7 protein-coding genes and 2 pseudogenes are annotated in these 24780 nt (G+C 67.6%); 1 reads left to right on the top strand and 8 read right to left on the bottom strand.

All coding sequences use genetic code 11. From position 1 onward, the window contains the following. Nucleotides 1-2: 2 nt before the first annotated feature. From NF20_RS20320 to NF20_RS20285, 8 genes and pseudogenes are all read right to left on the bottom strand, one after another. A pseudogene (locus NF20_RS20320) lies at nt 3-2908 on the bottom strand (RND family transporter). After that, the gene (locus NF20_RS20315) at nt 2905-3372 is read right to left on the bottom strand and encodes an MmpS family transport accessory protein (RefSeq protein ID WP_003875890.1); all 468 of its coding nucleotides are present in this window, start codon (nt 3370-3372) and stop codon (nt 2905-2907) included. The pseudogene NF20_RS20320 and the gene NF20_RS20315 overlap by 4 nt, the downstream one beginning before the upstream one ends. Nucleotides 3373-3512: 140 nt before the next feature. Continuing rightward, complete coding sequence (locus NF20_RS20310; RefSeq protein WP_033711358.1) at nt 3513-4568, bottom strand: dihydrodipicolinate reductase; 1056 nt, start codon at nt 4566-4568, stop codon at nt 3513-3515. Between the two features lie 66 nt (nt 4569-4634). Further along, nucleotides 4635-5212, bottom strand: a pseudogene (locus NF20_RS20305) (GAP family protein). Nucleotides 5213-5324: 112 nt separating this feature from the next. Next, complete coding sequence (locus NF20_RS20300) at nt 5325-7061, bottom strand: AMP-binding protein (RefSeq protein WP_081759549.1); 1737 nt, start codon at nt 7059-7061, stop codon at nt 5325-5327. Between the two features lie 48 nt (nt 7062-7109). Continuing rightward, a complete protein-coding gene (gene pe, locus NF20_RS20295; RefSeq protein WP_011724324.1) occupies nt 7110-8240 on the bottom strand; it encodes an acyltransferase PE in 1131 nt (376 codons plus the stop codon). Nucleotides 8241-8280: 40 nt separating this feature from the next. Next, nucleotides 8281-11289: an RND family transporter gene (locus tag NF20_RS20290; protein WP_080691840.1), complete on the bottom strand. Its 3009-nt coding sequence runs from the start codon at nt 11287-11289 to the stop codon at nt 8281-8283. 118 nt (nt 11290-11407) lie between these two features. Then, the gene (locus NF20_RS20285) at nt 11408-12829 is read right to left on the bottom strand and encodes a condensation domain-containing protein (protein ID WP_009976019.1); all 1422 of its coding nucleotides are present in this window, start codon (nt 12827-12829) and stop codon (nt 11408-11410) included. Nucleotides 12830-13734: 905 nt separating this feature from the next. Between NF20_RS20285 and NF20_RS20280 the strand changes: the two genes are divergently transcribed. After that, nucleotides 13735-24774, top strand: coding sequence for a type I polyketide synthase (locus tag NF20_RS20280; RefSeq protein ID WP_033711353.1), 11040 nt, complete (start codon nt 13735-13737; stop codon nt 24772-24774). The last annotated feature ends 6 nt before the right edge of the window (nt 24775-24780 follow it).

Below are 24780 nucleotides of genomic sequence, written 5' to 3'. Positions count from 1 at the left end.
CGCTACGACGCCGCCGGCACCGGCCGCCGCGCGTTGTCACCCGCGGGTGCACCACCATCGGCCACCAGAACCAGCGGCCCAACAGGGTGGCGATCGACGGCATCAACAGCGTGCGCACGATCAGCGTGTCCAGCAGCAGACCGATGCACACCGTGGACCCGAATTGGCCGAGCACCCGCAGCTCGCTGCCCAGCATGGCCGCCATGGTGAAGGCGAACACCAGGCCGGCGGCCGTCACCACCCCGCCGGTGCCGGCCATCGACCGGATGATGCCGGTCTTGAGCCCGCCGTGTATCTCCTCGCGGAACCGGGAGACCAGCAGCAGGTTGTAGTCCGATCCGACGGCCAGCAGGATGATCACCGACAGCGCCGCCACGATCCAGTGGATCCGGATGCCGAACAGGTCCTGCCAAATCAGCACGGACAGACCGAAAGACGCCGCGATCGAGCTGGCCGCGGTGCCGACGATCACCAGCGCGGCCACCACGCTTCGGGTCAGCAGCAGCATGATCATGAAGATCAGCGTCAGCGCCGACACCACGGCGATCATCAGGTCGTACTTCTCGCCGTCGGCCATGTCCTTGAACGTCGCGGCGGTACCGCCGAGATACACCCGGGCATCCGACAGCGAGGACTGTTTCAGCCCCTCCTGCGCGGCGGTGCGTTCGGCGTCGACCCGCTTGATCCCCTCCGGCGACATCGGATCGCCCTGATGGGTGATGAAGAACCGCGCCGACTTACCGTCGGGCGACAGGAACATCCGCAGGCCCGTCTGGAAGTCGGGGTTGTCGAACGCCTCGGGCGGCAGGTAGAAGAAGTCGTCGTTCTTCGACGCGTCGAAGCTCTGACCCATCACGACGGCGGTGTTGCTCATCGCCTCCATCTGGTCGATCATCGCCTTGAACGTCTGATACAGCGTCAGGGTGATGCCGCGCGTCGTCTTCAGCGTGGTGATCAGGGTGGGGAACAGCGCGGTCAGGTCGCGCGAGGCCTTCGCGGTGTGCGCGATGTCGGTCGTCAAATAGTGGAACTGCTCGGCCAATTGGTCGAACCCGTCGAATGTGTCGAACAGCGACCGCAGCCCGATGCACACCGGAATGTCGTAGCAGTGCTTCTCCCAGTAGAAGTAGGTGCGGATCGGCCGGAAGGTGTCGTCGAAGTCGGCGATGTGGTCGCGCAGGCTGTCGGTGATCTGTGACGTCACCGCCGTGGTTTTCGCGCTGTCGTCGGCGGCGTTGGCCAAATCCATCGACACCTCGTATTGGCGCTGCGTGGTGTCGATCTGGGTCTGCAGGTCGTCGGCCATCTTGAGGATGTCGTTCATGCGCTCCTTGAGGAAGCCCATGTTCTGCATCGTCGTCTGACTTTGCACGCTGTTCTGGAACGGAATCGAGCTGTGCTGGATCGGGATTCCCAGGGGGCGGGTGATGTCCTGCACCATGGCGATGCCCAGCGTGCGCATCTCGTTCTTGGCCACCCGGTCCAGCACCAGCATGTCGGCCGGGTTGCGCATGTCGTGGTCGGATTCGATCATCAACAGGTCCGGGTTCATCCGCGCCTCGGAGAAATGTCGATTCGCGGCCTCCTGTCCCTGATTGGACGGGGCCGACAGCGGCAGGTAGTGCCGGTCGTTGTAGCTGGTGTGAAAGCTCGGCAGGGCGATCATGCCGACCAGCACCACCGCGGCGCTGACCGCCAAAACCGGTGCCGGCCAACGCACTACGGCCGTGCCTACCCGGCGCCACAGCCGACCCCGCTTGGCCTGCCGTTCGAAGAAGTGGAACCGGCTGCCGACGAAGACCACCGCGGGGCCCAGCGTGACGCCGGCCAGCACCACCACCAGCATGCCGATCGCCACCGGCGCACCCATGGTGTTGAACCACGGCAGCCGCGAAAAACTCAGGCAGTAGGTGGCGCCGGCGATCGTCAGGCCCGACCCCAACACGACCGGGGCGACGCCCTTGAACGTGGTGTAGTACGCCGATTCCCGGTCCTCGCCGGCGGCCAGCGCCTCCTGATAGCGGCCGATCAGGAAGATGCCGTAGTCGGTTCCCGCGGCGATCGCCAGCATGGTGAGGATGTTGGCGGCGAAGGTGGTGAGCCCGAATGCGTTGTGATACGCCAGAACCGCGACCACACCCCGTGAACACGCCAACGCGACGAAGGTCATGAACAGCTGCACCAGCGTGGTCACGATGGACCGGTAGACCAGCAGCAGCATGATCGCGATGGCGCCCAGGGTGAACAGCGTGATCTTGGCCAGGCTGGCGTTACCGATGATGTGCATGTCGTCGGACAGCGCCGCCGGGCCGGTGACGTAGGCCTTGACGCCGGGCGGCGCCTTGTTCTCGTCGATGACCTTGCGGACGGCGTCGACGGATTCGTTGGCCAGCGTGGTGCCCTGGTTGCCGGCGAGGTTCACCTGCACATAGGCGCCCTTGGCGTCGGCGCTCTGCGCCCCCGCGGCCGTCAGCCGGTCGCCCCAGAAGTCCTGGATGTGCTGGATGTGCTTGGGGTCCTGGCGCAGCTGGCGAATGAGGTTGTCGTAGTACTTGTGGGCGTCGGGGCCCAGCGGCTGCTGACCCTCCAGCACGATCATCACGGTGCTGTTGGAGTCGAACTCGTGGAAGTTGTGGCCCAGCCGCATCATCGCCTTCATCGACGGCGCATCGAGCGGTGTCATCGGCGCCGAGTGCGCCTCGCCGACCTTTTCCAGCGTCGGCACGATGACGTTCACCAGCACCGTGACGAACAACCAGCCCAGGATGATGGGCACCGCGAAGATGCGGATCGCATGCGGAAGGTAGGGCCGGTGGCCCCGCTCGGCCTTGGACAGCCCCTTGACGTTGATCGGACCGGTGTCGGCCGCGCTCAGGTCGGGTTGGGTCTTGTTGCTCGCGTCGCTCATGCGGATTTCACCAGGCAGAAGGTTTGGGCGTTATGGCCGTCGGAGTTCTGGTTGTCGCGGACGACGCCGTCCACGGTGATCTTGCAGCTGATGGTGCTGCCGTCGCTTTGGGCCATGATGTTGGCGCTCACCGAGGGCAGCGTGGTCGAGATCGTGGTCGACCAGGGCAGCGGGGCGTTGTTGACCTGATGGGTGTTGGCGTTCTCGTCCCAGTAGTTGATGTTGGCCGTGCTGCCGGGCGCGCCGGAGATTTCGTAGACGACGACCTTCGGGTTGAACTGCACGATTTCGATCCCCTTGCCCGCGTTCGCGTTGAGATCCTCCGACCCGAAGATCTTGTGCAACCGCGACACGATCAGCGCCGAGACGGCCAGCACGACCACCAACACCAGCGGTATCCACGCTTGTTTGCGCGCGCGGCTCAGGACGCCTGGGCGGCTCTCTGAGTTTGGACCAGCCACCACCTGACCGCCTTCCGCAAAGCTCACCAACCGTCGCCGATGACACCGATGTCAACGGAACATTTGCTCAGCTAGGCATCCTAACCTTAGTGCACGCAAGCGTTCCTCCCGGGGGCCGTCCGGTGTGGCGAACGGCATAGGCATCAGCCCAGCCGGCCGGTGACCGGCGGTAGATCCGCCAGCGTCACGATCCCCGGTCTGGCCGCCACCACCGCCGGCACCGCGTTGGTGACCGGCATCGCGGTGTAGATCATGCCGAGCCCCATGAATCCGGGTTCGGTCCAGTCCTTGGGCGGCAGGCAGTGCAGCACGGTGCGCATGTTGGGCAGCCCGAACACCTGGATGACGTGGCCGTGCTCGAGCGGTTTGGGCGGCACCACGTGATCGCCCATGGTCCAGTTGAACCCGACGCTGACGACGTTGCGGTCGCCGACCCAGCCGCGGTGATAGCCGTAGACGCTGCCGACCGTGCCGGCCGGAATCTTCATGAAGCCCAGGTCGGAGTCGCCGGTGGCCGCGGTGAAGGTGACGTCGAAGGTCATCTTGTCCAGCTTCGCCCCGATCGCGTCGGCCATCATCGCCGCCGACTCGGCGAACACCTCGCTTTCCCGCCGCACGCTTTCCGCCAGGCCCGGGGTGTCCGGGTCTTGCGAAAACCCCATGGCCGTCTGGGTTTCCGCCGATTCGTAGGTGGAGCAGTCCACCGACTCGGTGATCCGGATCTCGTCGACCCGCTCGCAGGACGCGGACAGCACCATGCCGACCATGTTGGTCATGCCCGGATGTGCGCCGCTGCCGAAGATCGTCGAATTGCCCTTCCGGCAGGCCTCTTCGATGCGCCGACGGTCTTCGGGCGTCTGCTTGCCGCCGGTGATCCAGGCCGCGCTGGTGCACACGTTGACGCCCGACTCCAGCAGCCGCACCAGCTCATCGACGTTGGGCCACAACGGGTTATAGCAACACGCGTCGGCGCCCAGGGACAGCAGCGCGTCGATGTCGTTGGTGGCCGCCACCCCGGTCGGCTCCGGCCAGCCCGCCAGCTCGGCGGCGTCGACGCCGACCTTCTCGGCGCCGTGCGCATAGACCCCGACCAGTTCCATGTCGGGCCGGCCGATGATGGCATGCAGCGAACGCCGCCCGATGTTGCCGGTGGTCCACTGGATCACCCGCAGCGGACGGGTGGTGCTTGGCTTGCTCATCGGGGCTCCTTTGCCGTGCGATTGCCTCATTATGTTCATCCCGGCTCCGCGCCCGCGCGCCGGGCCTCAAAGTCCGGTCACGCCGACCGTGAGGAACACACAGCCGGCCGCGGCCAGCAGGACGGCGACCTGAGGTCTGCGGCGCGATCGAATCCAGTTGTGCAACGCCGTCATCGACGCGGCGGTTCTGGCGGGCGCCACCAGATAGGCCAGCAGCGGAATCTCGACGAGGGCGAAGGCCACGACGTTGAACAGCAGCAGCGCGCCGACCTGCGTCGCGGCCGCCGCGCCCGAGGCCACGATGACGGCGAGCGCGGCGAGATAGTCGACCGAGGGCAACGCGATGCCGAGGCCGGCGAGGCCCGCGACCGACAACGAGTCGCCGTTCAGCAATCGTTGGGCCGGCCGCGCCATCGCGGCGGGCCGCGAACCCAACCGGCGGGGACGTCCACCGCCAGCGCCGCCGAGACCAGCAGCGCCAGCACACCGATCAGTAGCTGAACCTTCGGCACGGTGAAGTAGCTGGACCCCAGCAGCACCCGCCGCAGCAGGAACAGCACCACCAGGCCCACCGTCATGCCCATGGCGAAACCGCCGGCCAGGAACGCGAGCAACTGCAGCACCGGTCTGGGCCGCGTCATCATCAGCACGGCCATGCCGATGCGGAACGGTTCGACGCTGACGGCCGCGGCCATGACCAGCACGGTGATCAACATCGATATGCCTGTGAGGCGGCCCGATCGGCGAGCGCCTCCCTCAGCTGTCCAACCGGGTGAATTGCCGCTGACGGTACTGCTCGATACAGCCGGCGCGGCGGATCTTGCCGCTCGTCGTGGTGGGAATGGATCCGGGCGATACCAGCACGACGTCGTCGACGTTCAGGCCGTGCGCGTTGGATATCGCCGCCGTGACATCGCTTTTGACGCTCGCGATTCGGTGCGACGTGTCCGCCGAATCGCTGCGCTCTTTGAATTCGATGATGGTGACCAGCTTTTCGGTGCCGTTGGCCGGGACCGATATCGCCGCGACCCGGCCGCGGGTGATCTCGTGCACGGTCGCCTCGATGTCCTCGGGATAGTGATTGCGGCCGTTGATGATCAGCAGGTCCTTGATGCGGCCGACGATGAAAAGCGCGCCGTCGAAAAGGAAACCCTGATCGCCGGTTTTCAGCCAGTGCCCGCCGGGCGTGCCGGGCGAGGGATCCCGCAGCGTGGCGCCGAAGCAGGACTGTTCGTGCGGCAGCTTGCGCCAGTAGCCGTCGGCCACGTTTTCGCCATGCACCCAGATCTCGCCGACCACGCCGGACGGACACTCCCGCTGGGTGTCGCCGTCGACGATGCGCAGCGTCGGTGACTGCGGCACTTGGTATTTGACCAACGCGGTGCCGGACCCGGCCGGGCACCGCCGGGCGCGTCCGGCGGACAGTTCGTCGGTATCGAAGCGGACCGCTCCCGACGATTCATTCCAGGTGCCGGCCGCCGCGAAGACGGTCGCCTCCGCCAAGCCGTACGACGGACGCACCATTTCGTCGCGAAAATTGAAGTGCGCGAACCGATCAACGAAGCGTTGCAAGGTGGCCGGCTCCACCCGTTCGGCGCCGCTGATGATGCCCAGCACCCCACCCAGGTCCAGGCCGGCCAGGTCGCCGTCGGTTGTCTTGCGGGCCGCTAAGTCGAAGGCGAAGTTAGGTGCCGCCGACCACGCGTGCGGGCTGCTGGCCAGGGCCTGCACCCATCGGGCCGGCCGCTCCAAAAACGAAAGCGGACTGCTCAATTCGCCCCGGTAGCCACCCAGGACCGGGGCGCAGACCCCGAGCACCAAACCCATGTCGTGGTAGAAGGGCAGCCAGGACACGATGGTCAGATCCGAGGGGGCCTTGACGTGGGCGTCGGCGAAAAAGCCGCGCATCAGCTGTTCGAAATTCACCTTGAGGTTGCGGTGCGAGATCATCACCCCGGTGGGCTGCCGCGTCGAACCCGAGCTGTACTGCAGATAGGCGACGCTGGGCAGGTCGGCCGCCCGCACGTGTGGTCCGCCGTCGACGTCGAGGTTCAGCGAATCGATCTCGACGATCTTCGGAACTGCGTCCAGGCAGGCCTTGTCCACGTATTCGGTGATGTCTTCGGCGACCGCGGACGTCGTCAGGACGACGGACGGCGAGGTGTCGGCAAGCACCGCGCTGACCCGCTCATGACTCGAGCCGCGGTGCGGCAACGGGAGTGGAACCGCGACGAGCCCGGCCTGCATCGAGCCGAGGAACGCCGCGATGTAGTCGAGGCTTTGGGGGGCAAGGATTACCGCCCGGTCTCCCACCGAACCATGAAGGTGAAGCTCGCGCGCCACGTTGATGGTTCTGCGCGACAACTGAGACCAGGTGAGGCTCTCCCGAACACCCGCCCAGTCGCGCTCGTAATCGGTGAAGGTGAACGCGATGTCAGCGGGACGCAGGCTGGCCCGTGCGTGCAGCATCGACAGAATAGATGACTGGGACATAGGCATCACATCACGTCCGTACTGATAGTCGGTTTTTCGTGCTCGGCGTCAGTGGTCGGCTTCGCCCGCGCCGTGCGACAACACGGACATGGCCCCGGCCATGATCTGCGACAGCGGGTCGGCGCCGCCGCCGAACGTCGCCTGGTTGGCCGGCGCGGTGACCTCGGCCGGGTCGAAGCCGTGCACCGGGTCCACCTGCACCGGGGCGGTCGCCGGGTCGTCGTTGCGTGAATAGCCCGCGTTCACCCGGGGGGTCAGGATCGCATCGAGCTTGTTCAGCGTATTTTCGTCGATCCCGATGTATTTCAGCGGCATCACCAGCGGAAGGTGCTTTTCCGGGATCATGATCGTGGTGTCTTTGGCGCCGCGGGAGTTGATCGTGGTTCTGATGTTCTGCGGCGGCACCATGCTCGGATTGGTGAAGGCCACCGCGGTGTGACCCGTCGCCAGCCCCATCAGCGTGTTGGCGAGCGCGAACATGTTGTCCGGCCGATCGGGAAAGTCCGCGATCGAGTCGTATGCGGCGACGAACCTGTTGGTGTCGTACTGGCTCTCATACGGCGGCGGCATGGTGTAGTCCAGTGCGGGAACGACGCTGCCGACTCCGAACATGGCGGTCAGAAAGCTCTGACCGAAGGCGTGCCGCCCGATCGGGTCGCCGAACGTGGCGAAGTTCAGCGTGTTCGGCGGGGGAGCGGTGGGGTCGTTCGCCAATCGGGCCTGCTCGCCGTCGACCACGAACGCGCCCTCCGACAGGCCGATCGCGGTGCCGGGGCGCCCGGTGGTGCGAATCGCCGCATCGAGATTGTCGATCCCCTCGGCGACCGATTCGCCCACGCTCGGGCCGTCCATGCCCAGGCCGGGGAAGGATTCGTCGAGCTTGCCGATGCCCGGGAAGAGTCGCTCGAGCACGTGTCCCTGCACCTGCCCGGCCGGGTAGCGAACGATTTGGCGCTGCTGGCCGGGAAACCAGTCCGCGCCCTCCATACGGATGTATTGGTCGTAGGGGATGCCCAACACGTGCGCGCCGCCAAGAGCGTAGGCGGTCTGGTCGCCCGGCGCGCCCGGGGTGGGCGGTCCGCCGATGGGCCCGCCGTCGGCCGCTGCCGTACCGATGCCGAAATACCCTGCGGTACTGACACTTAACAGCGCCGTCACTCCTGCGAGTAGTTGCTTCATCCCTACTCCTGACCCGTCGGCTTCTCTAGTCTCACATACGTCATGGCTGCCCGCTAACCGGGTTCCGCCGGACGGCCATGCGTGACGGCCACCAGTTGGCCCGCCCGGCCAGCGCCGCGATGGCGGGAACGGTGACGGTGCGCACCAGGAAGGTGTCCAGCAGAATCCCCACCCCGATCACCACACCGCCCTGGACCACGGTGCCGATGCTGGAGAACAGCAGACCGGACATCGAGGCCGCGAAGATCAGACCCGCGGCGGTGATCACTCCACCCGTGGAACTCAGGGTGCGGATGATGCCGTAGCGCATGCTGTGCGGCGACTCGTCACGCATCCGGGAGACCAGCAGCATGTTGTAGTCGGCACCCACCGCGACCAGCACCACGAACGCCAGTGGCGGCACGCTCCAATGCAATTGCTGGCCGAGCAAAAATTGGAAGACCAACACGCCGACCCCTACCGCCGACAAATACGAAATGACCACGGTGGCAACCAGATACAGCGGCGCGACGATCGCGCGCAGCAGCGCCATCAACGTCAGGAGCACCACCAGCAGGGTGACCGCGATGATGAATTTGATGTCGTGCTGGTAGTAGTCCCGGGTGTCTTTGAGGCCGACGGTGTATCCGGCCATCGACACCTCGGCATCGGCCAAGGCGGTATTGGGCTGGGCGCCCCGGGCCGTGGCCGTGATCGCGTCGACCTGATCCATGGCTTGGGTGCTGAACGGGCTCAGTTTGCTTTGCACCAGGTACCGCACCGAGTGGCCGTCGGGTGAGATGAACACCTTGGCGGCCTCCTGGAACTGCGGCAGACGCAGCAGCTGCGCCGGGATGTTGAACCCGGCCATCGCCGGGTGGGCCGCGTCGTGCTTCAACGACAACAAAAACGCCGCCGACTCGCTGAGCCCCGCGCCCAGCTGCTTGACCTTGTCGACGAGTTGGGCCACCGCGTCGGCCACCTGCCGGCTGCCGCCGGCGAATTGGTCGGCGCCGTTTTGCAGGGTGGTCAGGTTGGACTGCAGGCCGCCGGGCCGATCCATTCCCATCGCCCGCAGCACGTCGTTGAGTTTGGCGAAGGCGTTGCGCAGCCGGTCGGTGGATGCTTTCAGGGCCCGTTTGTCGGGATAGGCCTGCAGTTGGTGGGACAGGTCATCGATCGCGTCGAGGTCGGCCTGACCGCGCGGACCCACCAATTGCTCGAACGTCGCGCGGGTGGCGCTGCACGACGAGTCGGCGTCGCAGACCGGGTTGCCCTGCAGCGCCGCCAGCACCGGGCCGATCCAGGCGAACATGTTCTTGGCGGCGGTGAAGTTCCACCCCATGGCGTTGCTGAGCGAGTTGACGTGGTCGACCAGCCGGGCCGCGATGTCGACCTGGTTGACCAGCGCGTCGCCGCTGTACTGGTTTTTCGTCGACGAGAAGGCATTCTCCAGTTCGCGCACGCTGGCGGCGAGCTGGTTGACCTGGCCGCGGACGTCGCCGAGGTTGTCGGCCAGGGTGCCGGCCCCCCGGGCCAGGCGGTTGAGGTCGTCGGTCTGGTCGTTGATCATGGTGGACCCGCCGGCCAGCATGCTGCCGATCGCGCCGGCCTGATACGTGGCCCGGAATTGCTCCGGCACGTTCCCGGTGGGGCGGGTGATGCCGCTGACCACGCTGACGTTCGGCAGTTGGCTGACTCGATCGGCCAGCTGTTCCAGGTCGGCGAGGGCCTGCGGGGTACGAAGGTCGTGCGGTGACCGGATGAGGATGTACTCCGGGATGGACTGATTCACCGGGAAGTGGCGCTCCAGCGCGGCGTAGCCGACCGAACTCGGGGCCGACGGCCGCAACGCCTTGCGATCGTCGTAGTTGTAGCGCACCAGGCCCGCGCAGCTGGCCAGGATGATCAGCACCAGCACGCTGGCCACCAGGTGGGCCCGCGGCCGGCGCACAATGCGGATGCCCGAACGCCGCCACAGCCCGGTGGTCAGTTCGCGCCGCGGCCTGATCCAACCCCGCGGCCCGGCGAGCACCATGATGGCCGGCAGCAACGTCACGGCGGCGAGAAAGGCCACGCCGATCCCGATCGCCGACGAGATCCCGACCGTCTTGAACACGCCCATCCGGGCGAAGCCGATCAGCAGAAACGTGATCCCGACCGTACTGGCCGACGCGGTGATCACCTTGCCGATCGAGATCAGGGCCTTCCTGACCGCCTGATCGAAATCGTCCCCCCGGCGCAGAAAGTCGTGATAGCGGCTGATGAGAAAGACGGCGTAATCCGTCCCGGCGCCGGCCATGATCGCGCTCAGGAACACGATGGACTGGTTGGATACGCCCGAGCCCGTCAATTGCGAGTAGCCCGCCACGGCCGCCTGCGCGATCACCAGCGACAACAGGATCGTCACCAACGGCAGCAGCATCGTGACCGCACTGCGGTAAACGACCAGCAGGACGACGAGCACCAGAACGGCGATCGCCAGCTCGATCGGCAGTCGATCCCGCTCGCCCGCGACGGTGAGGTCGGCGACGGTCGCCGCGGGGCCGGTGAGGCTCACCGTCAAAGACGTTGCGGCCGGACCGTTTTCATGTTTTTCCAGGGTCTGTTTGACGATGCCGGCGATCCGGTTGAACGCCGCGTATGACTGCGGGGTGCCCAACTCGCCCGCGATGCCGACGGGCAGTACCCAGGCTTTGCGGTCCTTGCTGGTCACGGCCGAACGCAGCGGCGGCGCGCTGATGAAGTCCTGCACCATCACCACGTCACGGGTGTCCCGGCGCAGCGCGTCCACCAGCCTGCGGTAGACGGCTTCGTCGGCGGGGCCCAGACCCTTCTCGTCGGTCAACGCCACCAACAGCAGGTCATCCGAGCCCGATTCGTGGAACGCCTCGGTCATCTGGCGGGCGGCGACATTGGACGGTGCGTTGCCGGGCAAGATCGCCAGCGGATGCTTCTGGGCCATCTCGGCCAGGGACGGGAAGGCCAGCGGCAGGGCGACCGCCAATGCCGCCCAGAACCCGATCACCAGCCAGGGCCAGCGCACCACGAAATCGGCTATCCGGCGCATCTCGACCTCGTCCCCGGCCGGCGCGGTCGGGGACATCCGGCGGCGGCACCTGCCGACGCCGCTGCCGAGCCGCGCGATTCTCCACGCGATCTTTCAGGAGCCATCGAACTAACCCACGCTACGCAACGCGCCCCCAATGCCCGGTGTCGGCGACCCGCCCGCATACGGACCTCATCGTCTCCGTGTAGCGGGCAACCGACTTGTGAGCGACCGGATTGTCCGGGTACATCATGGCCATGGCCGTGCCCTCGCCGTACCGGAACACGTAAATGGTGAGCTGATAGGAATACCGGCCGTCGGAGTAGATCCCGATGTTGTTGGCATAGCCGAGGTCGGCCGCGGCGAGCACGGCATTGAGGGGAGCGGCGCCGGCGTGGAAGAAATTCGAGACCGGAAAGTTGGGTTGCGGCCACTTCAGCCAGGGCGCCAATTCCAATACCCGGTAATAGGGCACCTTCGCCAATTGCTGGCCCGAATCGAACGAGGTCTGTGCCGTCCACGCGGCATCGGCGAACGAGGCCGCCGCGATGGGCACGGTGATCGGGACCAGGCCGGTGAACCAGCCCTGCGTCATGAAATTGTCCGTGGTTCGGCGGGTGTCCCGGGGGGTGAGGCCGTAATACGTGAGGGCGCCGGTGAGCTCGTGCTCCACCAGGGCGATGCAGGCGAACAAGCCGCCGATGAACCGCACGCCGACGGCGGTGCAGGCCGATTCGAATCGCTCCGTCTGTTCGGCGTCCATCACCAGCTCGGAGACCATGGCGCTGGCGGTCGCCTCGGACGGGTTGCCCAGCGGCAGCGGAAATTCCGGAAAGCTGCCATTGTTGTTCTCGGCGAAGTCGATCCACGCGCGGACTTCGGGCGAATCCACGGTCAACGCCGACGTGTACTCCCGCTCGCGGGCGCAAAAGTCGTCGAAGCTGCCGGCATCGGGCAGCTCGAGGGGTTCGCTGCCCGCGCTCGCCGCCGCATACATGCCGTTGGCCTCGAGCATCGTCGTGCCGATCAGCGTCGCGTCCCCGTGCACGTGATCCATGGCGGCGAAGAAAGTGAAATATTCCTCGTTTTGCACGACCCCGAACGTGAAGCAGCCCCACTCCAGCGGATTGGGTATCGCCACGACATGAGCGCGTATTTCCTCCGCCGTCATTTCGCCGTGGTGGATCGGGGCGAATTCGATGTCAGCGGGGTTGCTGACGGTGTGCCTGACGAACTCCCCATCGCCGCTGTGGTGGAACCAGCTGCGGAATGTGTCATGGCGCCGCAAGTAGGCGTTGACGGCGTAATTCATCGCCGAGATATCGCAACGGCCCGGCACGTCACAGGTGGCGATGATTTGACGGGAAAAATCGAGTCCCGCGGCGGTCCGCTCGTGATAATTGCGCAAATGCTGGCCCTGCATGTAGCTGACCGGAACGGGACTGGCCGGCGCTTGGCGCACCTTCTCGGCCGCCGCGGCGGTCGGGTGCCAGGAGGTGACCGGTCCGGGGGTCGGTGTCCAATCACCGAGCGAGCCGATCGTGATTTTCCCGATGCGCAATCTGTTCTCCTCGGTCCGGACGGCCGCGGTTCGGCCCCGCTGGCGGCACCAACATAACCCCGGCGGCAATGGCCGTCGCCGCGAAGCGCGGATATGCGTGCAACGGCCGACCGGCACGGCGGTGTTGGCGGGACGGATCCGGCCCCGCGCCGGACACAGGCCGGCGCGGACACTTGACGATACCCGCGCGATTACCCGACGATACTGATGCAACGCTCCGCGGAGAAGACCCGTACTCGTTGACCTTGCAGATGCGCAACCGGAACGGCATGCGTACATTCGCTGTACGACTTGTTCGTTCGCTGCCACAGGTTTGCGTCGGTGATCCAGCAGCGGCTGGGCCGCGGTAAAGACCCTTGAGCTTGCTGGGAGTGTCGAGATGTCGGACGAACGCTGTGTGGGAGCGGGCTGATCATCGCACCTCTGAACGCGTCCGGACGCATGCATTGCGTTGCGGGACAAGGCATTCCGCGTGACGGTCGAAATCGATCGGATCCGATGAGGCGACCCTGTGGTTGCCGAGCGGACGGGCGGGAGACGTCGCGCTCGGTTGGTTGTCTGCGGTGGGATGGACAAGGGCCCCTCGGGCAGGCGGCTGTCTGCGGCCCGGCGGCGGCATCCGCCCGCCGGTCCGGTCCTGCGCTCGTGTTGTATCATCGCCGCCTATACCGAAAGCCTTCCTGCAGTCCATTCGATTGGCGGAAAGCGCGAATTTGGATGCGGTGCTTGAGGATATCGACGGCGTCTCGGGGTGTTGGCACTCCGAGCAGGGGCCGGTGAGTGTGCGGCCAGGAGCACGACGGTTGCCGGAGGCAGGACCTGGTACGGAACACCACGGCGGTGGTGCTGAAAGGCCGGCCCGCGACCATGGGTCCTTCGCTGGCTGAGGGAGAGAGGACAACCGCATGTCGACCGTCGAGGGTCTGAGGGACCCGGCGTCCAGTTTCGCGATCGTTGGCTATGCGGCGCGCTTTCCCGGCGCCGCGGACGCCGATGAATTCTGGCGGGTGCTGGCCGAAGGCCGGGACGCGGTATCGGAGGTGCCCAAGGACCGGTGGGACGCCGACGAGTTCTTCGACCCGGATCCCGACGCGCCCGGCAAAGTTGTCACCCGCCGGGCCGGTTTCGTCGACGACGTAACCGGGTTCGACGCGCCGTTTTTCGGCATGTCGGCGCGCGAGGCCAGGCTGCTGGATCCGCAGCATCGGCTGCTGCTCGAGACGGCGTGGCGGGCGGTGGAACATTCCGGCACCGCGCCAACGGATTTGGCGAACACCAACACCGGTGTGTTCATCGGAATATCCACCCACGACTACCTGGGGATGGCCTCCGACGAGCTGACCTACGACCAGATCGAGGCTTACACGGCGATCGGGACATCGTCTGCCGCCGCCGCGGGACGGATCAGCTATCGGTTGGGACTGCAGGGCCCGGCGGTCGCGGTGGACACCGCGTGCAGCTCGTCGTTGGTGGCGATCCATCAGGCGTGCCAAGCGCTGCGTCTGGGGGAGTGCGACCTCGCGCTGGCCGGCGGCGCGAACGTCCTGCTCACCCCGGCGACCATGATCACCTTTTCCCAGGCACACATGCTCGCGCCCGACGGGCGATGCAAGACCTTCGACGCGGCCGCCGACGGCTACGTCCGTGGTGAGGGATGTGGCGTCCTCGTTGTGAAGCGGCTCGAGGACGCGATCCGCGACGGCGACCGGATCCGGGCGGTGATCCGGGGCAGCGCCATCAACCAGGACGGCGCATCGGGCGGTTTGACCGTGCCGAACGGCGTTGCCCAGCAACGAGTTATCGCCGAGGCGCTGCAGCGCGCCGGCATCGCACCCGGCGACGTCGACTACCTGGAGGCGCACGGCACCGGCACCTCGCTGGGCGATCCGATCGAGGTCCAGGCCGCAGGTGCGGTGCTCGGCGCGGGGCGCGAGGCCAGCAGACCGCTGCTGATCGGCTCGGTCAAAACCAACATCGGGCACCTGGAAGCGGCCGCCGGCATCGCGGGCGTGATCAAGGTGATCCTGGCGCTCGAGCACGGGATGCTGCCGCAACATCTGCACTTTCGCGATCCGTCGCCGCACATTCCCTGGGATCGGCTTGCGGTGCAGGTCGTCAAGGAGGCGACCGCGTGGCAACGCAACGGCCGGCCCCGCGTGGCGGGCGTCAGCTCATTCGGGTTCGCCGGAACCAACGCGCACGTCATCCTCGAGGAAGCACCCGACGGGACGGGTCGGGCCGCGGTACCACCGGCCGCCGTCCGGCCGCCCGGTCAGCGCCGGTTCCACGTACTTCCGCTGTCGGCGCGAACGCCCGCCGCGTTGGTGCAGATCGCCGGCGAGTACCGCGACTGGTTGAGCGCGCATCCCGACACCGCCCTGGCCGACCTGTGCTTGACCGCCGGGGCGGGCCGGGCACACTTCGAGCACCGGGCCGCGCTGGTGGTGGATTCGACGGGGTCCGCCGGTGAGTTGCTCGCGGCGCTGGCCGACGACCGGCCGGCCCCGGGACTGCTGCGCGGGGTTTGCGAGGACGCGCCGAAAACGGCGTGGCTGTTCACCGGTCAGGGCAGCCAGTACGCCGGCATGGCCAGGGAGTTGTTCGACACCGAGCCGGTGTTCGCCGAGACGCTGACCCGCTGCGCCACGGTGCTCGCCGATGTTCTCGAAAAGCCGTTGCTGGACGTAATTTTCGATACGGATGACCCGGCCAACGAAGCGACGTTGCGGCAGACCAGCTACGCCCAGCCCGCCTTGTTCGCCGTGGAGATGGGTCTGGCCCGGCTCTGGCAGTCGTGGGGCTTCGAACCCGACGTGGTGCTGGGCCACAGCGTCGGCCAGTATTCGGCGGCCTGCGTTGCCGGCGTGCTGCGCCTCGAGGATGGGGCGCGGCTGATCGCCGAGCGCGGCCGGCTGTTCGGCAGTTTGCCCGCGGGCGGTCGGATGGTGGCGGCGTTCGCCGCCGCGGCCCGCGTCGAGAGCCTCACCGACGAGTTCCCGAGCTTGTCGGTCGCCGCGTACAACGGTGCCAACACCGTGTTGTCGGGACCGGGGCAGGAGCTGGAGCAGGCGGTGGCCCGGTTGACCGCCGAGAAAGTCCGGTGCGACTGGCTCGACACCAGCCACGCGTTCCACTCGGCGCTGCTGGATCCGATTCTCGACGAGTTCGAGTCGTATGCGAACCAGTTCGATTTCGGTCCGCCCCAACGGATCTTGATCTGCAACCGAACCGGCTCCGCCCTGGGCAGGAGCGTGAAACTCGATGGGGCCTATTGGCGTCGCCATGCCCGCCAACCGGTCGAGTTCGCCAAGAGCGTTCACACCCTCGCCGACCTGGGCTGCAAGGTGTTGCTGGAGATCGGCCCCCAACCCGTGCTCACCGCCGCGGCCCTGCGGGCCTGGCCCGACCCGGCGACCGCGCCCCGGGCGATCGCATCATTGCGCCGCAACACCGCCGACCACCGCCAGATCAGCGAAGCGCTTGCCGAGGCCTACATTGTCGGCCACCTCCCGGACTTCAGTGCCGCCGTCGGTCCGGCGCGAAAGCTTGACCTGCCCACCTATCCGTTCCAGCATCGCCAGTACTGGTTCAGCGAGCAGCGGGTCCCGCCCGGCAGCCAACAAACCTCGACCCAGACCACGGCCGTCCGGCTTCTCGAGGACGGCCGGATCGCCGAACTCGCGAAGTTGCTCGACGGCGCGAGCGCCGATCAGCACACCCTCGATGTGCTGACGAAGCTTGCCGCACAACACAATCAACAGCGCAAGAGTCAGTCCATCGCCGAGGACCGCTACGAGATCCGCTGGGAGAAGTCCACGGTCCCTGGCCCCGAAGCCGAAGCCACCTGGCTCGTCGTCGGCGATGACGACGACGCCGTCGCGCCGCTGGTCGACGCGATCACCGCGCGCGGGCACCAGCACCGGATTCTCGTGTTGCCCGCCTCCGACGCGGACGAGGAACGACTCGAGATCGTATTGCGCGCCGCGGCGGCGGAGGAAGCGCCGCTACGCATCGCGCTGGTGGCGGCGCTGGATTCCGGCACCGCACCATCGATGCGGTCGCTGCTGCGGATGCAGCACCGGGTACTGGCCGGAACACGGCGGCTCTTCCGCGCCGCGGCCGCCGCTGAACTGCGCCAACCGATTTGGTTGGTCACCCGCGGCGCGCAACGAGTCACCGACGCCGACACCGTGTTCCCGGATCAAAGCTGCCTGTGGGGATTCGGCCGGGCGGCGTCCCTGGAATATCCGCAATTGTGGGGCGGGCTGGCCGACCTGGCGCAGGACAGCGCCGAGGAATGGTCCCGGTTGGTCAGGGTCGCGTCGGCACCGCGCGACCCGGCCGTCGGGGAGGACCAGATCGCGCTGCGCGGCTCGGACATCTACGTTCCCCGGCTGACGCGACGAAGCGGGCAGCCGGCCGCGGCTGCGCTGACATTGCGTGCCGACGCAACGTATCTGGTGACCGGCGGGCTGGGTTCGATCGGACTGGAGATCGCCGGCCACCTGGCTGCGCAGGGCGCCCGGCACCTGGTGCTGACCGGCCGCCGCGCGCCGGGCGAAGCCGCACAGCGGCGCATCGACGCCCTCAGCCAACAGCACGGATGCGAAGTCCGGGTGATCGCGGCCGATGTCGCCGACGCCCACCACGTTGCGCGGCTGCTCGGCGCCATGCGGGCCGAACTGCCGCCGGTGGCCGGCATAGTCCATGCCGCGGGCGAGATCGGCACCACCCCGCTGAGCGACCTCGAAGACGCCGAAATAGACCGGGTTTTCGCCGGGAAGGTCTGGGGCGCTTGGCATTTGAGCGAAGCCGCCGCCGACCTGCGGTTGGACTTCTTCATCAGCACGTCCTCGATCGCCTCGGTATGGGGTGGTCTGGGTCAGACGGCGTACGGCGCGGCCAACGCCTTCCTCGACGGGCTGGCGTGGCGGCTGCGTGAGCAGGGCGTCAACGGGATCAGCGTCAACTTCGGTCCCTGGTCGGCGGGCATGGCCGACGAGAACGCCCGGGCGCGACTGGCTCAGCGCGGCATCAAGACACTCTCGCCCGCCGACGCGCTGGCGGGTCTGACCGATGTCATGGCGACCGCCGCCGCGCAGGGGGTGGTGGCCCGGATCGACTGGACCCGCTTCCTGCCGCTCTACCAGCAAGCGGGGCAGCGGTCGTTGCTGGCGGAATTGGCCCGTGAGGTGCCCGATTTCGCCCCGGCACCAACGCCTTCCGGGAAGACGGGGCTGGTCGAGCGGCTCGCCGGCGCTCCGGTACAGCAGCGCAGGAAACTCATGACGGAATTTCTGCGCAACGCGGTCGCCGAGGTGACGCGCGTCGATGCCGCGGAGATCCGCGAGGACGCCGGATTCTTCGACCTCGGCATGGATTCGCTGATGGCCATCGAACTGCGCCGCCACATCGAGCAAGGCGTGGGCAAGCAGATACCCGCAACCCTGGCGATGGATTACCCGCGGCTGTCCGATGTCGCCGAGTACCTGCTCGGCGACGTGCTCGACCTGCGCGGGCAGCCGGACGCCAAACCCGCACCGCCGGCGGGCACCCCGGCGCCGGCCGGCCGCACGGACGAGCCGATCGCGATCGTCGCGATGGCATGCCGTTTCCCCGGCGCCGCTGATCCGGAAGCCTTCTGGGAGTTGCTGTCCGGCGGTGTCGACGCCATCCGGGAAGTCCCGGAAGACCGATTCGACATCGACGAGTTCTACGACCCCGATCCGGAAACCCCCGGCAAGATGTACAGCCGATTCGGCGGATACCTGGACCAAATCGACGAATTCGATCCGGAGTTCTTCGGTATCTCGCCGCGCGAAGCGGTGTGGATCGACCCGCAGCAGCGGCTGGTGCTGGAAACCGTGTGGGAGGGCTTGGAGCGTGCCGGGTATTCCCCGGCCGCGCTGCGCGGCAGCCGAAGCGGCATCTTCGTGGGGGTCGGCGCCAACGAGTATTCGCATCTGCTGTCCGCCGAGTCGGTGGACAAGATCGAGCCGCACTTCATCACCGGCAACGCGCTCAACGCCATCTCCGGCCGGGTCGCCTTCGCGCTGGGTCTGGAAGGACCCGCGGTGGCCGTTGACACCGCATGCAGCTCGTCGCTGGTGGCCGTGCATCAGGCCTGCCAGGCATTGCATTCCGGTGACTGCGATTTGGCGTTGGCCGGCGGTGTCAACGTGTTGCTGAGTCCGGTGTCCAACATCGCCGCGTCGCGCGCCCGGATGCTTTCACCCGTCGGGCGATGCAAGACCTTCGATGCCACCGCCGACGGTTATGTGCGCAGTGAAGGCTGCGGGATCCTGGTGCTCAAGCGGATGAGCGACGCCGTGCGCGACGGAGACCGGGTGTGCGCGGTTATCCCGGCCAGCGCGGTCAACCAAGACGGTGCGTCCAGCGGTCTCACGGTGCCCAATGGTGGTGCACAGCAACGGCTTATCGCCACGGCACTGAGCCGCGCCGGCCTCTCCGGCGACGACGTCGACTACCTCGAGGCGCACGGGACGGGCACCGCGCTGGGGGATCCGATCGAAGTGCAGGCGGCCGGGGCCGTCTACGGCGCCACCCGGGACACCGACCGGCCGCTGCTGATCGGATCGGTGAAGACCAACATCGGCCACCTCGAGGCGGCCTCCGGGGTTGCCGGCCTGATCAAGGTCGTGTTGTCGCTGCAGCACGAAATGCTCCCGCAGAGCCTGCATTTCGAGACACCGTCGCCGCATATCCCGTGGGACTCGCTGCCACTGCGGGTGGTGGACAAGGCGGTTCCCTGGCAGACCAACGGCCGGCCGCGGCGAGCCGGGGTGAGCTCGTTCGGGTTCACCGGCACCAACGCACACGTGTTGATCGAGGAGGCGCCGCAACCGGTAACGACGCAAGACGCCACCCCGGCAGCCGAATCCGACGCACGCCCGGTCGACGTGCTGCCGCTGTCCGCGCGGTCACCGGAGGCGCTGCTGGCGCTGGCGCAGCGGTACGGGGAATGGTTGCACGCTCATCCCGACGCGGACATCGGCGATCTGTGCTTCACCGTCGGGGCCGGGCGTGCGCATTTCGAGCACCGGGCCGCGCTGGTGGTGGATTCGGTGCGCAGCGCACGCGAGGCGCTGGCCGACCTCGCCGACAACCGGACCCGGCCGGGAGTGGCGCGCGGCGAGTGCACCGACCCGCCGACGACGGCGTGGTTGTTCACCGGACAGGGCAGCCAATACCCGGGGATGGCGCGCGAGTTGTTCGACGCCGAGCCGGTTTTCGCCGAAACGGTGACGCGCTGCGCGGACGCCGTCGACGGGCTGCTGCCGCGTCCGTTGACCGAGGTGATCTTCGCGACCGACAAGGACACCGGTGGTGAGGCCGGAAAAACCCTGCGGAATACCGCTTTTGCGCAGCCCGCGTTGTTCGCCGTCGAGATGGGCCTGGCCAGGCTTTGGCAATCCTGGGGTGTCGAGCCCGACGTGGTGCTGGGGCACAGCGTGGGCCAATACGCGGCAGCTTGTGTCGCAGGCGTTTTCAGCCTCGAGGACGGGGCGCGGCTGATGGCCGAGCGCGGCCGGCTGTTCGGCGGCCTGCCCGACGGCGGCCGGATGGTGGCGGTGTTCGCCGACGCCCAATACGTCGAGGAGCTCGCCAACGACTGCCCCCGGGTGTCGGTGGCCGCCTACAACGGTCCCAACACGGTGCTCTCGGGTCCCGGCGCGGATCTGGAACAGATTGTGGCCCGCGGTGCCAGTGACGGGATCCGGTGCAGCTGGCTGGAAACCAGCCACGCCTTCCACTCGGAGCTGCTGGACCCGGTGCTCGATGAATTCGAGTCGTACGCGGCGCATCTGGACTTCGCCGTACCCACGCTGCCGCTGGTCTGCAACCGCACCGGCACGGTGCTCACCACCGAAACCCCGCTCGACGCGCGCTATTGGCGGCGGCATTCCCGCCAGCCGGTGCAGTTCGCCGAAAGCGTGCGCACCGTCGCGGCGCTGGGCTGCACGGTGTTGATGGAGATCGGTCCGCAACCGGTGCTGACGGGGGCCGCGGTGCAGGTCTGGCCGGAACACCTGGCCGCGCCACGCGCGATCGTTTCCCTGCGCAAGGGCGTCGGCGATCGGCGACAGATCGCCGAAGGGCTGGCCGCGGCATACGTCAGCGGTCATCGTCCCGAGTTCGCCGCGCTGCATCGTCGACCGCGCCGCAAACTCGAACTGCCCACCTACCCGTTCCAGCGGCGGCGCTTCTGGCCCAAGGCTTCCGGCATCGCCGGCATCGATGGACAGGGCGCCGCGGCATCCGGGCTGCTGGGCAGCGCGAAGGAGCTCGCCTCCGGCGACTGTGTCTACACCAGTAGGTTGTCGGTGAAGTCGCAGCCCTGGCTTGCCGATCACGTGATCTACGGCACCGTTGTCGTCCCGGGCGCGACATATGCGGCGATGGCCCTGGCCGCCGTCGGGCCGCCGGCACGTGTGCAAAACGTCTACTTCTATGAGCCGATCATCCTGCCCGACAAGGCTTCTCGTGAAGTGCAGCTGAGTCTGCATCCGCTGCAGGAGGGCGGCTGGAGCTTCCGGGTGGACAGCCGCCCGTACGGCGTCCCCGATGCCGAATGGTCGTTGAACGCCGATGGCACCGTCGTCGCCGGCATCGAGGACGAGCCGGCGGCCGACCCGGCGGACCACATCGACGCCGTGATCGAGAGGTTGGACCGCAGTCGCCCGCAACTGCTGTTCGACAGCTTCGCCGAAAGCGAACTGGAGTGGGGGACCACGTGGTCCACCTCGCTGAAGTCGCTGTGGATGGGCGACGGTGAGGCGGTCGGCGACGTCACCGTGGGTGACGAACTCGCCGAGCACCTCGGGACGGAGCCCATGCATCCGGTGCTGCTCGACCTGTGCACCGGAGTCGTCTTCCCGGCGTTTCCCGCCCTTCTCGCCGCCGAGCAGGGCTTCAATGATCTGTTGCTGCCGTTGCGGTACGGGCAGGTGTCCCTGCGGGAGAAGATGCCGCGGCGGTTCTATTGCCGCGGGAAATGGCGGCCCAGCGCGCTGGACAGCGAAACCCAAGTCTTCGACATCGATTTCATCGATCGGGACGGTCGCCACCTGGGTGGGATACGCGAGTTCACGGTCAAGCGCGCGCCCCGCGAGGCGTTGTTGCGGGGACTGGGCGGCGATGCCACCCGGCTGCTGTACACCCTTGGCTGGCATGAGGTTCCACCCCAGCCGTCGAACGATGGTGTCGCAAATCCAAGCGGGACATGGCTGATCGCCGGCTTCGACGAACTGGCGGCTCAACTGCCGGGCTGCATCCCATTCGACCGCAACACCGATCCGGAGTCCTTCGGGCAGCTGTTGGCGTGCGCCGAGGACCGCGGCGGCCCGGTCACCGGCATCGTCTGGCGCGCAACGCAATCCGGTGGACAGGAGTCGAGCGCCGAATCCGTGGCGCGGCTGGAAACCGAGATCGCCGGGCTCCTCACCGCCGTGCACGCCTTGCAGAACGCGGATGGCTCGGCGGTCAAGCTTCCCGGTGGCCTGTGGATCGTCACCGAACGGGGCGTGGCGACCGAGTCCGGCGAACCGGTCGACCCGGTGCAGGCGGCGCTGTGGGGACTTGGGCGCACCATCGTCAACGAGGAACCGGCGCTGCGGTGCAGGCTGGTCGATTCCGACGGGTCGGAGCAGGCCGTGCGGTCGCTGGCCGGTCTGCTCGGCGCGCCGCTGGACGAACCGGAACTGGCGGTGCGGCAGGGGAAACTCCTGGCATCCCGGTTACTGCCGTGGGCGCGCAGCGGTCATCTCGCGGTACCTCGCGGCACCGACTACGTCCTTGCCCCCACCGAACGCGGCGCGATCGACAACCTGCGGCTGATCGAGCAGGAGGCGCCGCCCCCGGCCGAGGGCTGTGTGCAGGTGCGTGTCGAGGCCGGCGGTTTGAACTTCCGGGAGGTGCTCAACGTGCTGGGCCTCTACCCGGGCGACCCGGGGCCGCTCGGCGGCGACTTCGCCGGCACCGTCACCCAATTGGGCAGCGGCGTCACCGGACTCGAGGTCGGCACGCGCGTCTACGGTTTCATGCAGGGCGCGTTCGCCAGCCGGTTCAATGTGCCGGTCCAGTTGCTGGCGCCGATTCCCGACGGCGTGAGCGCGGTGGATGCCGCGACCATTCCCGCCGCGGCGCTCACCGCCCGGCTCGCGTTCGACTGGGCCCAGCTGAAACCCGGTGACCGCGTGCTCATTCATGCGGCAAGCGGTGGCGTCGGATTGGCCGCCATCCAGCTGGCGCAGCGACACGGTGCGACCGTGTTCGCCACCGCGAGCACCTACAAACGCGCGACGCTGCGCAAGCTGGGTGTGGAATACGTCTACGATTCGCGCAGCACCGATTTCGCCGACCAGATTCTCGTCGACACCGACGGCGCCGGCGTCGACGTGGTGCTCAACAGCCTGACCAATGAGGGATTCATCGAGGCGACCGTGCGGGCCACCGCCCAACACGGCCGTTTCGTCGAGATCGCCAAGCGAGACATCTGGACCCGCGAGCAGATGGCGGCGGCCCGCCCCGATATCGCCTACGAGATCGTCGCGTTGGACTGGGCCTGCGTGGAACAGCCGGAGCACATTCATGCCCTGCTGACCGAGGTGTCTGACGGGCTGGCCAGCGGCGAGTGGAGGCCGTTGCCCGCCGAGATCTATCCGCTGGCCGAGGCGAGGACGGCGTTTCGCCGCATGCAGCAAGCGAGGCACATCGGCAAGATCGTGCTGCAGATGCCGAAACCGCTGCAACCGCGCGGTGATCGCAGCTATCTGATCACCGGTGGGCTCGGCGCGATCGGCCTGCACCTGGCGGCCTATCTGGCCCAGCTCGGCGCCGGCGAGATCGTGCTGACCAGCCGGCGTGCACCCGACGCCGCGGCGCGGCGGGCCATCGACGACATCACCGAGCGCTACCGGTGCCGCGTCCACACCTTCGCCGCCGACGTCGGTGACGCCGCGCAGGTCGAGCAGCTGCTGGCCCGGATCCGCGCCGAACTGCCCCCGCTGGCGGGAGTGGCGCATCTGGCGGGCGTGCTCGACGACGCGCTGCTGTCCCAGCAGAGCCCGGAGCGTTTCCGGGTGGCGTTGGCGCCCAAGGCATTCGGAGCCAGCTACCTGGACCATGCGACGAAGACCGACGATCTCGACTTCTTCATCGTGTCGTCCTCGGTGTCCAGCCTGCTCGGTTCACCCGGCCAGGCCAACTATTCGACCGCCAACGCGTGGCTCGACGGGCTGGTCGCAGCGCGACAGGCGCGCGGCTTGCCGGCGACCGGGGTCAACCTCGGGCCCTGGGCCCAAGGGGGGATGGCGTCGTCGGAGGCCGCGCGCGCCAACATCGGTGCGCAGGGACTCATTCCGCTGGAACCGACGGCCGCGCTGGCCGCGCTCGCCGAGGTCGTCGCCAACGGAACCGGGCAGGCGACCGTCATCAAGGCCAACTGGCAGCGGGCGGCGAAGCTGCTGGGCGGTGCTCGCCCACCGATTCTCGATCTCGTGCTGCCGAGCGCCGTCGGGGAGGCGAGTGGGGACAGCGAATTACTCAAGCAGTTGCAGGAGATCCCGGTGGCGCAGCGCGCCGCCTTCATCACCGAATTCCTGCAGCGCGAGGTGCAGGGTTTCCTGCGGCTCGCGCAGCCACCCGCCGCGACGAGCCGATTCCTGGACCTGGGCACGGATTCCCTGATGGCGGTCGAACTCCGCAACCGGTTGCACAGCCAATTCGGTGGCGCGTTCACGATCAACGCGACCGCGGTCTTCGACTATCCGACGATCGGTGGGCTGGCCGAGTATCTGGCAGGCCAACTGCCCGACGCGGAATCGGAGCCCGGTGCGGCGGTGGCCGCCAACCCGAATCCGGGCTCGGAAACCGGCACCGGTGAGGCCGAACCGGAACGTGAGGCGGCGCCCGAGCCGAGCTGATCCGGG

It is taken from the genome of Mycobacterium sp. MAC_080597_8934, assembly GCF_000523975.1.
GTDB classification, from domain to species: Bacteria; Actinomycetota; Actinomycetes; order Mycobacteriales; family Mycobacteriaceae; genus Mycobacterium; species Mycobacterium avium.
This window is presented reverse-complemented; position numbering and strand designations above follow the sequence as displayed.